The organism is Pseudomonas gozinkensis (genome assembly GCF_014863585.1).
Taxonomy (GTDB): Bacteria; Pseudomonadota; Gammaproteobacteria; order Pseudomonadales; family Pseudomonadaceae; genus Aquipseudomonas; species Aquipseudomonas gozinkensis.
Genome location: NZ_CP062253.1, coordinates 6,169,544 through 6,182,668 on the forward strand (window position 1 = coordinate 6,169,544; position 13,125 = coordinate 6,182,668).

General features: G+C 63.1%; 11 protein-coding genes. 2 read left to right on the top strand and 9 right to left on the bottom strand.

What is annotated here, in order from left to right:
- Window positions 1-95 precede the first annotated feature (95 nt).
- Entirely contained in the window at window positions 96-608 is a 513-nt protein-coding gene (locus IHQ43_RS27595; protein ID WP_134828419.1) for a dihydrofolate reductase, read from the bottom strand.
- 85 nt (window positions 609-693) lie between these two features.
- On the opposite strand from IHQ43_RS27595, the gene IHQ43_RS27600 reads away from it, so the two are divergent.
- Window positions 694-2,067 carry a DUF2868 domain-containing protein gene (locus tag IHQ43_RS27600; RefSeq protein ID WP_192562745.1) on the top strand — a complete coding sequence of 458 codons (1,374 nt, stop codon included), beginning with the start codon at window positions 694-696 and terminating at the stop codon, window positions 2,065-2,067.
- Window positions 2,060-3,445, top strand: coding sequence for a GTPase/DUF3482 domain-containing protein (locus tag IHQ43_RS27605; RefSeq protein WP_192562746.1), 1,386 nt, complete (start codon window positions 2,060-2,062; stop codon window positions 3,443-3,445). Before IHQ43_RS27600 ends, IHQ43_RS27605 begins: the two co-directional genes overlap by 8 nt.
- On the opposite strand, the gene IHQ43_RS27610 is transcribed toward IHQ43_RS27605, so the two are convergent.
- The 8 genes from IHQ43_RS27610 to IHQ43_RS27645 all read right to left on the bottom strand — a co-directional run bounded on the left by IHQ43_RS27610 (window position 3,442) and on the right by IHQ43_RS27645 (window position 13,117).
- A complete protein-coding gene (locus IHQ43_RS27610; RefSeq protein WP_192562747.1) occupies window positions 3,442-3,867 on the bottom strand; it encodes a hypothetical protein in 426 nt (141 codons plus the stop codon). The two genes, IHQ43_RS27605 and IHQ43_RS27610, sit on opposite strands and share 4 nt — an antisense overlap.
- Before the next feature lie 86 nt (window positions 3,868-3,953).
- Window positions 3,954-4,520, bottom strand: coding sequence for a phosphonate degradation HD-domain oxygenase (locus IHQ43_RS27615; protein ID WP_192562748.1), 567 nt, complete (start codon window positions 4,518-4,520; stop codon window positions 3,954-3,956).
- Window positions 4,520-5,653, bottom strand: a complete 1,134-nt coding sequence (locus tag IHQ43_RS27620) for a TIGR03364 family FAD-dependent oxidoreductase (RefSeq protein ID WP_192562749.1) — start codon at window positions 5,651-5,653, stop codon at window positions 4,520-4,522. Before IHQ43_RS27620 ends, IHQ43_RS27615 begins: the two co-directional genes overlap by 1 nt.
- A gap of 143 nt (window positions 5,654-5,796) precedes the next feature.
- Complete coding sequence (locus tag IHQ43_RS27625; protein ID WP_064600170.1) at window positions 5,797-6,822, bottom strand: putative 2-aminoethylphosphonate ABC transporter substrate-binding protein; 1,026 nt, start codon at window positions 6,820-6,822, stop codon at window positions 5,797-5,799.
- A gap of 48 nt (window positions 6,823-6,870) precedes the next feature.
- Window positions 6,871-8,595: a putative 2-aminoethylphosphonate ABC transporter permease subunit gene (locus IHQ43_RS27630; RefSeq protein WP_192562750.1), complete on the bottom strand. Its 1,725-nt coding sequence runs from the start codon at window positions 8,593-8,595 to the stop codon at window positions 6,871-6,873.
- Window positions 8,595-9,671: a putative 2-aminoethylphosphonate ABC transporter ATP-binding protein gene (locus IHQ43_RS27635; protein WP_074690113.1), complete on the bottom strand. Its 1,077-nt coding sequence runs from the start codon at window positions 9,669-9,671 to the stop codon at window positions 8,595-8,597. The genes IHQ43_RS27630 and IHQ43_RS27635 overlap by 1 nt, the downstream gene beginning before the upstream one ends.
- 256 nt (window positions 9,672-9,927) lie before the next feature.
- The gene (locus tag IHQ43_RS27640) at window positions 9,928-10,791 is read right to left on the bottom strand and encodes a LysR family transcriptional regulator (protein ID WP_007953452.1); all 864 of its coding nucleotides are present in this window, start codon (window positions 10,789-10,791) and stop codon (window positions 9,928-9,930) included.
- Between the two features lie 16 nt (window positions 10,792-10,807).
- A complete protein-coding gene (locus tag IHQ43_RS27645; protein ID WP_192562751.1) occupies window positions 10,808-13,117 on the bottom strand; it encodes a heavy metal translocating P-type ATPase in 2,310 nt (769 codons plus the stop codon).
- Window positions 13,118-13,125: the final 8 nt, after the last annotated feature.

Below are 13,125 nucleotides of genomic sequence, written 5' to 3' on the forward strand. Positions count from 1 at the left end.
ATCGCTGGCAAGCCAGCTCCCACAAGGGTTCCGGATGTTCACACAACATGTGATTCACCTTGGACACTGTGGGAGCTGGCTTGCCAGCGATGCTTTTAAGCTTTTTCCCAGACTTCGAAGTGGTAAGCCGGTTTGTCGCCTTCAGCCGGATTCGGCACGTTCGACACCAGTTTCCACTGGTTCAGATCGAATTCCGGAAACCAGGCATCCCCTTCCGGACTCAACGCCACACGGGTCAGATACAGACGATCCGCCTGCGCCAGTCCCTGCGCATACAACTGTGCCCCGCCAATCAGCATCAACTCATCGACGCCCTGCTCTTTCGCCCACTCTTCGGCGCGAACCACGGCAGCTTCCAGCGAGGGATAGACTTCCGCCCCTTCCAGCACCAGACCGGCCTGACGGCTGACCACGATGTTCAGACGGCCCGGCAACGGACGACCCAGCGAATCCCAGGTCTTGCGACCCATGATGATCGGCTTGCCGAGCGTCGTGGCCTTGAAGTATTTGAAGTCCCCCGGCAGGTGCCAGGGCATGCTGTTATCGACGCCGATCACGCGGTTTTCACCGAGGGCTGCGATCAGGCTGAGGGGGAGTGATTTAGTCATGCCGGCGAGGATACCAGAGCCGCCCTTACCCCGATAAGCGCCACAGCGGTTATGCTCACGGCTCAATCAAGCAACGGGATGCCGCGTGACTGAACTGACTTCACTGCAAAACCTCTGGCTCACCGAAACCGTGCGTCTGCGCGAAGAACACGCAGGCCCGCTGGACGATCTGGAAGCCAATCGCCTGGCCCGCGCGGCCGGCGGCGATCTGCCGGGACGCATTCAACGCCGCGCCCTGTGGCTGGCCGAGCGCGACGGCCTGACCTCGGCGCTCAAGCACTGGCTGCAAGGCGCGCGCCTGGCGCTGGTGCTGCTGGCGATCTTCGCGGTACTGAGCGGCGCCGGCCTGGCCTTTGCCGCACTGGGCCAGACGCCGGTCAACGTGTTCTGGGCCTTGGGCAGCCTGCTCGGGCTGAATCTGATCTTGCTGTTGAGCTGGGCGCTGGGGCTGATCTTCGCTGGCGAACATGGCGCCACACTCGGCCGCTTGTGGCTGTGGCTCAGTGAAAAACTTGCCCGCGATGCCAAGGCGGCGCAACTGGCGCCAGCCCTGCTGTTGATGCTGCAACGCCAGAAACTCAATCGCTGGGCGCTCGGTACGCTGGTCAATGGCCTGTGGTTGCTGGCGATGGTCAGCGCGCTGGTTTTGCTGCTGACGCTGATGGCGACCCGGCGCTACGGCTTCGTCTGGGAAACCACGATTCTCAGTGCCGATACGTTCATCAACATGACCCAGGCCCTTGGCACCTTGCCGGCGCTGCTAGGCTTCAACGTGCCGACCGTGGACATGATCCGCGCCAGCGGCGACACCGCGCTGAACATCGAAAGCGCCCGTCAGGCGTGGGCGACCTGGCTGGTCGGCGTGCTGGTGGTGTACGGCGTATTGCCGCGTCTGCTGTTGGCGCTGTTTTGCTTCTGGCGCTGGAACAGCGGCAAAGCGGCGTTGCGTCTGGACTTGAACCTGCCCGGTTACGCCCAACTGCGCGAACGCCTGATGCCGACCAGCGAACGCCTCGGCATCACCGACCCTGAGCCTGCGCAATTGCACCGCGTCGAAAGCACCGTCGGCGAACACGCCAGCGATGGCGCGTTGCTGGTGGCAATCGAACTCGACGATCAACACCCATGGCCACCGACGCTGCCGAAAAACGTCAGCAACGCCGGCATCCTCGACAGCCGCGAATCGCGCAACAAACTGCTCGAACAGCTCAGCCGCTTCCCGCCCGCGCGCCTCGCGATTGCCTGCGACCCACGACGGTCACCGGATCGCGGCAGCCTGGCGCTGATCGCCGAGCTGGCGCGCAATGCCGCCGCGACCCGTGTCTGGCTGTTGCAGGCGCCATCGGGGCAAGCGCTGGACGCCGAACGCCTCGGTGACTGGCACGTGGCGCTGCAGCAGCTGGAGCTGCCGTTCGCCGATTGCGCCCCGTTGAACTGGCTGGAGCACGGACATGACTGATGCCTGGAAAGCGCCGCTGAAACTGGCGGTGGTCGGCCACACCAACGTCGGCAAGACTTCGCTGTTGCGCACCCTGACCCGCGACGTCGGTTTCGGCGAAGTCTCCCATCGCCCGAGCACCACCCGGCATGTCGAAGGCGCGCGGTTGTCGGTGGATGGCGAACCGTTGCTCGACCTCTACGACACACCCGGTCTGGAAGACGCCATCGCCCTGCTGGATTTTCTCGAGCGCCTGGAGCGCCCTGGTGAACGCCTCGACGGTCCGGCGCGATTGGCGCGGTTTCTCGACGGCAGCGAAGCGCGCCAGCGTTTCGAACAGGAAGCCAAAGTACTGCGGCAATTGCTCGACTCCGATGCCGGCCTGTATGTGATCGATGCGCGCGAACCGGTGCTGGCCAAGTACCGCGATGAGCTGGAGGTACTGGCCAGTTGCGGCAAGCCGTTGCTGCCGGTGCTGAATTTCGTCAGCAGCGCCAACCACCGCGAGCCTGACTGGCGCGAAGCATTGGCGCGTCTGGGCCTGCATGCGCTGGTGCGGTTCGACAGCGTCGCCCCACCCGAAGATGGCGAGCGGCGGCTGTATGAAAGCCTCGCGTTGCTACTGGAAAACGCCCGCCCACAACTTGAACGGCTGATCGCCGATCAACAGGCCCAACGCCTCGCCCGTGAACAAAGTGCCGCGCGCCTGATCGCCGAATTGCTGATCGACTGCGCCGCGTGCCGGCGCAGTGTGGCGAGCAACGCCGAACAGGAACAACAGGCCATCAGCGAACTGCGCAAAGCCGTGCGCCAACGCGAGCAGAAATGCGTCGAAGCGCTGCTCAAGCTCTACGCCTTCCGCCCGCAAGACGCTGCCGCCAGTGATCTGCCGCTGCTCGACGGGCGTTGGGGCGATGACCTGTTCAACCCGGAAACCCTGAAGCAACTCGGCGTGCGGGTCGGTGGCGGGATTGCCGCCGGCGCCGCAGCCGGTGCGGGTGTGGACTTACTGGTGGGCGGCATTACCCTCGGCGCAGCGGCCCTGGCCGGTGCAATTGCCGGCGGCGCCCTGCAAACCGCCCGCAGCTATGGCAACCGCCTGCTCGGCAAGATCAAAGGGCAGCGGGAACTGACCGTCGACGACAACGTGTTGCGCCTGCTGGCATTGCGTCAACGGCAACTGCTGCAAGCGCTGAATGCCCGAGGCCATGCGGCGCTGGACAGCATTCAGGTGGCCACGCCGCAGGACAAGACCTGGCGCGAAGGCAAGCTGCCGGAGGCGCTGAATATCGCCCGGGCCCACCCACAATGGTCGTCGCTCAACCCGCATCCGAAACTGAATCAGGCCCAGCGTCAGGAACAGATCGATGAACTGGTCGGCAAGGTCCTCGAACTCTAGAACCAGCCGAGCTTGAGAAACTGTTTGACCAGCGTCGTCACCCGGCTGCGATCCGTGCGATTGGTGCGCCCGTCGTTGTCGACGTCCGAACACAGCACAACCTCGAAGCCGCCATCGTTATCCAGGTCGTGGACGGCGGCCTTGTAAGCGATCGTTTCGCCCTCGTGAAAGTGCAGCCTGACTGATTCCGGCGTTCCATCGCTGCCGGGGTTCAGAGCGAACATCCGCAGATGTCGCGTGTCCTCGTCGGCCGCGTTGAACCAGGCACATTTCAGATAGGTGCTGGAGAAGCTGCGCAGTAGCGCCACCTCGCGAGCCGAGGCTTCGCGCCAATCCAGTTCGCTGTCATGAAAGCGCAGCTCGATACTGTCCGCTGCGCCGCTGCCTTGTCGATCCTGGGCAATCACTTTCAAAAAACGCATCCGTGCGCTCCTTCGGCAAAAAAACAGTCTGGGCCGAAGGGGACAACACGCGCCATGCACCGTTTCCCGGTTTGGCGTAAGAAGGTTCAGCGCGCTTCGCGGGACAACACGGTAAAGGCCTTGTGCTTCAACACCGCAAGATCCATCACCGGCACCGCCATTTCCTTCGCCAGCTCATCCCACTGGCGCATCCGCAGGCTAACGGCGCACAACGGATCCTGCTCGAACGCATCCGCTTCAGCCTCGGTCATCACCCCGCCCTGATATTCCAGGGTGCGGCGGCTGGCTTCGCTCAAGCGTTCGTAATAACCCGCCTCTCTGAGCGTCAGGTAACGCTTGGCCTGGACGTGATATTCCACCAGCCGCGCCAGGCGCTCGCTGAATCCGGCCTCACGCAAATAGTCCGCGCCGAGGCGTTCGTGGCTGACCACGCCGTAGCCGCCCATGTTCTCCGCACCTTCGGCACACAAATGGCCGATGTCGTGGAAGAACGCGGCGAGCACCACTTCATCGTCAAAGCCTTCGGCGATGGCCAGTTGCGCCGCCTGGGACATGTGCTCGATCTGCGACACCGGTTCGCCGATGTAGTCGCTGGCGCCGAAGCGCTCATAGAGGCCGAACACCCGGGCGATGACTTGTTCGTGACTCAACATCAGTTCTCTCCAAAAAGCCGTGCAACATTGCGCTCGGCCATGGCCGGGCCGACGCTCATGCCGACGCCGCTGTGCATCAGCGCCACACTCAGCCCCGGTGCCGGCCGCAGGAACGAAAACGGCCCCGGCCCCCGGGAACCATAGACACCCTGCCAGCGCTCGACCACTTGCACCTTGCAGCCGAGGGTCTGTTCGACCAGTTCGAGCATCCAGTTGTCGACCTGCTCGGCGTTGAACGGTGAAGGATCGCTGCCGTAATGGTGCGAATCACCGATGATCAGTTCGCCGTAAGGCGTCGGGCTGATCAGCAGGTGAATGCCGTTTTCCTGAAGGTGCGGCTGCTCGCGCAGAATCTGTGCCTGCACAGCCGCTGCTTCCGGCAAGTCAGCGAAGGCGCCGTAGTGCACGCAGCTGAGGCCGGTGAGCAAGGCGTGTTGCAAGTTCAGATCAATCTGCGGCCGGGCGCGGAGCATTTGCAGACGGCAGATTTGCGGGTCGAGGGTGGCAATCGGCTCGGCCAGCAGGGTCTGATAATCGTGGCCGGAACAGACAATGATCTGCTCGGCGGTGAAGCGGCCGACGGTGCTGTGCAGGCGTCCCGGCTCGACGTCGCGCACCAATGTCGAGAAGTGAAACTCGACGTCGAGTTCGCGACGCAGGTAATCGATCAGCGCCGGAATCGCTTCCCGGGAATACAGCTGTTGATCGTCCATGCCGTGCAACGCGGCGCGGTGATGGCTGAACTGGCCGCCATACAGATCGCGCAGCGCGGCACCGCGCAGCAGCTCGACACGGTAATCATGCTCCACGGCGCGCCCGGCGCAGAAGGCTTCGAGCAAGTGCTCTTCGGCCTCGGTGCGGGCGAACAGGTACGAACCGTTGCGCTTGAGTTGCAGGCCGGCGAGCTGTGCCCACTGGCCCCAGATCTCGCGGCTGGCTTTGGCCAGTTCGAGCATCGGGCCCGGTGGCTGGCCGGTGACCAGCGCCTGACCGAAGTTGCGTACCGAGGCGCCGAGTGGCGTGGCGGTGCGCTCGAAAACCGTAACCTTGAGACCGCGCCGGGCGGCGGCATAGGCGTGGGACAGGCCCAGAATGCCGGCGCCGACGATCAGCAAGTCTTTGTGTTGTGTCATTGAGAGGTGCTCTGAATGCGAGACCGCCATCGCTGGCAAGCCAGCTCCCACATTGGCCGGTGTGAAACACACATTGTGTGAACACCGCCAAACCTGTGGGAGCTGGCTTGCCAGCGATGGGGCCCTGTCAGTCGATGAAGATCTTACTTGGCAGCGACTTTCTCGGACTTGCCGTCATAGCGCTTGCGCCATTCGGTCAGGATCTCGTCACGATTTTTCGAGGCCCAGGCAAAGTCGTTCTTGATCAGGCGTTGCTCGTAGTCGGCCGGCAGTTCGGTCTGCGGCTTGGCGATGCCCGGCTGCGCGAGGACGGCGAAATTTTCCTTGTACAGGTCCATCGCCGGGGCGCTGGCGGAGAAGTCAGCCAGTTTCTTCGCGGCCTCTTCGTGCGGAGTGCCTTTGATCACCGCAGTCGCTTCGATCTCCCAGCCCAGGCCTTCCTTCGGCAGGATGATGTCCAGCGGCGCACCCTGGCGCTTCAACTGAACGGCCGGGTATTCGAAGGAAATGCCGATCGGGAATTCGCCCGCTGCCGCCAGTTTGCAAGGCTTGGAACCGGAGTGAACGTACTGGCCGATGTTCTGGTGCAGACCGTCCATGTAGGCCCAGCCCTGTTTCTCGCCGAAGGTTTGCAGCCAGGCGCTGACGTCGAGGAAACCGGTGCCGGACGAGGCCGGGTTCGGCATCACGATCTTGCCCTTGTACTCAGGCTTGGTCAGGTCCTGCCAGCTCACCGGTTTGGTCAGGCCCTGTTTCTCGGCCTCGACGGTGTTGAAGCAGATCGTTGCGGCCCACACGTCCATGCCGACCCAGGCTGGCGGATTGGCCGCGTCGCGGTAGTTCGCGCCGATCTTGCCAAGGTCCTTCGGTGCGTAACTTTGCAGCATGCCTTGCTGATCGAGGATCGCCAGGCTCGACGCCGCCAGGCCCCACACCGCGTCAGCCTGCGGGCGATCCTTTTCGGCCAGCAGTTTGGCGGTGATGATCCCGGTGGAGTCGCGCACCCACTTGATTTCAACGTCCGGATTGGCCTTTTCGAAGGCCTCTTTATAGGACTTCAACTGTTCGGCTTCGAGGGCGGTGTACACCGTCAACTCGGTTTTTGCCGCGAAGGCATTCAGGCTGAAAGTAGCGAGCACAGCAGCGGCCAGGGCCATAGGCTTGAACATGATCGTTTTCCTGTCTTTTGAGTTGAGGGGGAGTTGAACGGGATGGAATCAGTGGCCCGGCGCCGTTTGCCGCCAGGCCTGGGAGCGGCGCAGCAAGCCGCGCGAAGCCCACGCCAGCAACAGGGACACACCCGCCGAGGTGAACAGAATCAGGGTCGACATCGCCGCCGCGCCGCCGACGTTGCCGGCGTCATCCATGTTCAGCACTGCTACTGCCGCGAGGATGGTGTCGGGGCTATAGAGGAAGATCGCGGCGGACACGGTGGTCATGGCCGAGACGAACAGGTAGCGCACGATGTCCAGCAGCGCCGGCAGGCAGATCGGCACGGTGACCCGCAGGTAATGCCGGTACAGCGGCGCCTTGAGCGACAGCGCGGCGGCTTCGAACTCGGCGTCGAGCTGGCGCAGTGCGGTGGTGGCGGTCATCTGCGCAGTGGTCAAATAGTGAGCAATGGTGCAGACGATCAGCAGGGTCATGGTCCCGTACAGCACGTGCAGCGGGTTGCCGGTCAGGTTGAAGAAGAAGACGTAACCCAGACCCAGCACCAGCCCCGGCACCGCCATCGGTACGAAACTGAGCATTCGCAGTGTCAGATTCAACCCGCGCTGGCTGCGGGTCTTTTCCATCAGGTAGGCGCCGGTGAAGATCAGCACGCTGCCAATCAGCGCCGTGCCCAGCGCCATCTTCAGACTGTTGCCGTAGGCCAGCCAGCCACCGCCGGCGGTTTCGTTGAACTGATAGTGGTTGAGCGACAGCGACAGGTTGTACGGCCAGAACTTCACCAGCGACGAGAACACCGCCATGCCGAACACCAGCAGCAACGCGGCGCTGATCAGCAGGACCACGCTGAGATAAAAGGCATCGCGCTTCTTCGACGGCGCCGGTTTGAACACCTGGGCGCGGCCGCTCATGGAGTCGCCGTGACGACGACGCAGCCAGGCATCAACGCCGAAGCTGAACAGCGCCGGCAGCAACAGAACCATGCCGATCAACGCGCCACGACCGAATTGCTGCTGGCCGACCACCGCTTTGTAGGCTTCCAGCGCCAGCACCTGATAGTCGCCACCGACCACCACCGGCACCCCGAAATCGGTGATGGTCAGGGTGAACACCAGGCAGAACGCGGCGAACACGGCTTGGCGAGTCGCCGGCCAGGTAATGCTGCGGAAGGCTTTCGCAGGACTGGCGCCCATGCTCGACGCAGCGTCGAACAATCGCGCATCCGCCAGCGACAGGGCTGACAGCAAAATCATCAAGGCGTGTGGGAAGGTGTAGATCACCTCACCCAGAACAATCCCCCAGAAACCGTAGATGTTGTCCGACAGCAGCCCGCGCAACATGCCCTGATTGCCGAACAGATAGACCAGCGCAATCCCCGGCAACATCGAAGGTGCCATCAGCGGCAGCAGCGAAATACCGCGCCAGATGCCTTTTGCCGGAATCAACGTGCGCTGCAAGGCGTAGGCAAACAGGTAGGCCAGCGGTACGACGATGGCCGCAACGCTGAGGGAAACTTTCAGGCTGTTGCCGAGCAGCCAGTGGAAATTGTCGCTGGTCACCAACTCTTTCGCGGCGAGCCAGCCACCGCCCTGCCCGGCTTCGCTGCTGAAACCGCGCCAGAAGATCGCCAGCAATGGCAACAGCACCGCCACACCGAGCAACACCAGCAGCAGGAGTTTGCCGCCGAGGACGAAGATCCGGTCGCCGACCTCGGCCCCGGACACCTGCCGCGCCTGCTTTTGCGGTAGCGGCAGTGCGAGGTTGCTGTTCATCAGGCAAACACCTGCAGGCTGCGTGGCGGCAAGGCGACCATGATCTGCTGGGCGCCGAGGCGCGGCATGGCTTCCGGCGCCAGTTCGGCGAGCAAGGCATGGCCTGGCAATTGATCGAGTTCGAAGCTCATGCGGCAGCGGTTGCCGAGGAAAGTGATCTCGCGGACCTTGGCCGGGAACAGGTTTTCCTCATGCACCAGCGGATTGACGTTGATCGCTTCCGGGCGGCAGAACAGCCGGCCCGACGGACTATGGACGCTGCCATCGGCCAGGCGCAGGTTCATCCCGCCGACCTTGGCGTGGCTGTCGCTGCTGCGCTGGAACGGCAGCCAGTTGCCCTGGCCGACAAACTCGGCCACGAACGGCGTGGCCGGGCGGTTGTAGATTTCCTGCGGGGTGGCGTACTGCTCGACCTTGCCGTTGTTCATCACGGCGATGCGGTCGGCCATCAGCATGGCTTCGTCCTGATTGTGGGTGACCATCAGGGTGGTGATGCCGAGGTTGCGTTGCAGTTGGCGCAGCTCGGTGCACAGATGCTCGCGCACCCGGGCATCGAGGGCCGACATCGGTTCGTCGAGCAACAGCAGCGACGGCGCCGGTGCCAGAGCGCGGGCCAGTGCCACACGTTGTTGCTGGCCGCCGGACAATTGGCCCGGGTACTTTTTCTCACTGCCGCTGAGGCCGACCAGTTCCAGCATCTGACCGACGCGACGGCGCACTTCATCGCGACCGCTGCCGGCGAGGCCGTAGGCAATGTTCGCTTCGACGGTCAGATTGGGGAACAGCGCGTAGGACTGGAACAGAATGCCGTAGTCCCGAGCCTGCGGGGCGAGGTGGGAAACGTCGCGCTCGCCGAGGTACAACTCGCCGCTGTCCTGCTTCTCCAGACCGGCAATGCAACGCAGCAGCGTGGTCTTGCCACAGCCCGACGGGCCGAGCAGGCACACCAGCTCACCGGCCGCGACATCGAGGGAGACGTTATCCAGCGCCGTGAATGCGCCGAAGCGCTTCTGCACGCCGCGCACTTTCATCGGTGCGCCGGGGTTGGTCAGGGCAGTTGCGATTGCAGGGTTCATGGACAGGCCTCATCAAGCAGATGAGACGAATCCTAGAGTTGTAATGCGTCGGTCATATGGCAACAAGGCAAAATCGACCGATAGTGGTATTCAGGGATTTTGGTTCAGAACTTCAGATCATGTGTCGTTTGATCTGGCCCCATCGCTGGCAAGCCAGCTCCCACAGTTTCTCGGGTGTTTACAAAATTTGTATTCACTGAAGATTCCTGTGGGAGCTGGCTTGCCAGCGATAAGGCCTGAACAGGCACTGGAGATCTCAGGCCGGGGACATTTCCTGGGCCAGTCCGAGAAACGCCGCTGGCAACCGGGCGTTCTTGCGTTCCTTGAGGCAGTAAAGGTATTCGGGAATCTGCGGCGCATTCTCCAGGGTCAACACCCGCAACTGCGGATCGTGCGGCACTTCCTGGCGGGCAATGATGCTGATGCCGATGTTGCGCAACACCGCTTCGCGGATCGACTCGCGGCTGCCGATCTCCAGCAACGGGCCGAAACTGACGCCAGCACTGGCCAGCAACTCTTCGGTCAGGCGCCGAGTCGTCGAACCGGACTCGCGCATCAACAAGGTATGCCCGGCCAGCGCACTCAGCGTCACATGGTCGTGCGCCGCCAGTGGATGATTGCGATGCACCGCCAGCACCAGTGGATCGCTGCCCAACACCCGACGGATCAGCCGGGCATCGTCGAGCAACTGCGAGGATGCCGCGACATCCACCCGGTAATCCTCCAGCGCTTCGAGCACCTGCTGTGAATTACCGATTTCCACCGAGACTTCCACCTGCGGCAAACGCTCGCGGAAGGTCTTCACCAGATCGAGGATGTAATACGGCGCGGTGGCGGCAATGCGCAGCGTGCCCTGCACCTGGCCGCTGTTGCGCAGGAAGAACTCGATATCGGCCTCCTGCTGCAACAGCGCCTTAACCATCGGCAACAGCCGCGCGCCTTCGTCGCTGACACTCAGGCGTCGGCCGCCACGGTAGAACAGCTCCACCGAATACTGGCTTTCCAGATTGCGAATCTGAGTGGTCACGGTCGGTTGGCTGAGGCCGAGCTTTTTCGCCGCCAGCGTGATGCTGCCCAGACGGGCCACCATGTAAAACGCTTTCAGCTCGGCACTCAGCACAACCGTCCCTCTTCCTCTATTTGCGCAACAGGCGCAAACCGTTGAACACCACCAGCAGGCTCACGCCCATGTCGGCAAACACCGCCATCCACATGGTGGCGAGCCCGGCGAAGGTTACCCCAAGAAAGATCGCTTTGATCACCAGCGCCAGCGCGATGTTCTGTTTGAGGATAGCGGCGGTATGACGCGACAGGCTGATGAAGGCCGGAATCTTGCGCAGATCGTCGTCCATCAGAGCGACATCGGCGGTTTCAATCGCCGTATCGGTGCCGGCTGCCGCCATCGCAAAACCGATCTCGGCCCGAGCCAGTGCCGGCGCATCGTTGATACCGTCGCCGACCATGCCGACCCGTCGGCCCTGTGCATACAGTTCTTCGATGGCTTGCAGTTTGTCGGTGGGCAGCAGATCGCCCTTGGCCTGATCGATCCCGACCTGCGCCGCAATCGCCTGCGCGGTGTGGACGTTGTCGCCAGTGAGCATCAGGGTTTTCACGCCCAGTTCGTGCAATTGGCGAATGGCTTCGCGGCTGGTCTCCTTGACCGTGTCGGCCACGGCAAACAGCGCCAGCGGGCCGGAACTATCGAGCAACAGCACCACGGATTTGCCCTGTTTCTCCAGCGCGTACAGCTTTTCTTCCAGTTGCGGCGAGCACAGGCCCAATTCTTCCACCAGACGATGGTTGCCCAAGTGGTAGACCTGACCGTTGACCTCGCCTTTTACCCCACGCCCGGCCAGTGCTTCGAAGTTATCCACAACCCGCGACGCGAAACCTTTATCCAAAGCCGCGTTGGCGATCGCCAGCGACACCGGGTGATCGGAACGTCCGGCCAGCGCGGCGGCAATCGCCGGGGCCGTGGCGTCGGCGGTCGGGTCGAGGGACAGGTAATCGGTCTGCACCGGTTTGCCGTGGGTGATGGTGCCGGTCTTGTCGAGGGCCAGATAGTCGAGCTTGAAACCGCCCTCCAGGTACACGCCGCCCTTGACCAGAATGCCTTTGCGCGCCGCTGCGGCGAGGCCGCTGACGATGGTCACTGGAGTGGAAATCACCAGCGCACACGGGCACGCGACCACCAGCAGCACCAGCGCGCGGTAGATCCAGTCGAACCACGCGGCGCCCATGAACAACGGCGGGATGATCGCCACGGCCAGGGCCAGGACGAAGACCACCGGGGTGTAGATCTTCGAGAACTGATCGACGAAACGCTGGGTCGGCGCCCGTGCACCTTGCGCCTGCTCCACGGCGTGGATGATCCGCGCCAGGGTGGAGTTGTTCGCTGCTGCGGTCACCGCGTATTCCAGCGAACCGGCCTGGTTGATGGTGCCTGCGAACACTTTGTCGCCGACAGTTTTCTCTACCGGCAGGCTTTCACCAGTGATCGGCGCCTGATCGATAGTCGAACTGCCGCTGACGACTTCACCGTCCAGCGCAATGCGCTCGCCGGGTTTCACCCGCACGCGGGCGCCGAGATCGATGCTTTTCACATCCAGTTCGACCCAGTTACCGTCCGCCTGCAACACCGTCGCCTGCTCCGGCGTCATCTGCATCAGGCCGCTGATGGCGTTGCGCGCGCGGTCCAGCGAGCGCGCTTCGATCAGCTCGGCCACGGTGAACAGGAACATCACCATCGCCGCTTCCGGCCATTGGCCGATCAACACGGCGCCGGTCACGGCGATGCTCATCAGGGCGTTGATGTTGAGGTTGCGGTTCTTCAGGGCGATCCAGCCCTTCTTGTAGGTGGTGAGGCCGCCGCTGAGGATCGAGATCAGCGCGATGATCGCCACTACCCAGGTCGGGGCGGCGCTGGTGAAGTGGATCACTTCGGCAGCGAGCGCACCGACGCCGGACAGCGCCAGCGGCCACCAGTGTTTTTTCACCGGCGCCGGCGTTGGCGCTTCGACGCCCGCCTCCAGCGGCTCGGCCTGCATGCCCAGGGATTTGATCGCGTCGATGATCGGCGCGGTGTCCGGCAGATTGTGGGTCACGCCGAGCACGCGGTTGATCAGGTTGAATTCCAGCTGCTGGATCCCGGCCAGTTTGCCGAGCTTGTTCTGGATCAGCGTCTGTTCGGTCGGGCAGTCCATCGCCTCGATGCGGAAGCTGCTCAGCCGGGCGTCGGCGCTCGGCGCTTCGCTCAATTGAATCAACGAAGGCGCGGCAGCTTTCAACGAGCAGCAAGAGTCTTCACTCGAATGAACCGGCGCAGGCGTAACGGTTTTCGACCCGCAGCAGGAGTCGCCGGCGTGGGCATGTTTATGCACAGGCTGCAGTTTGTGACTGTGATCGTGCCCGTCGCCGGGCTTGTGGGTGTGCAGGGAATCGCTCATTGGTCGCG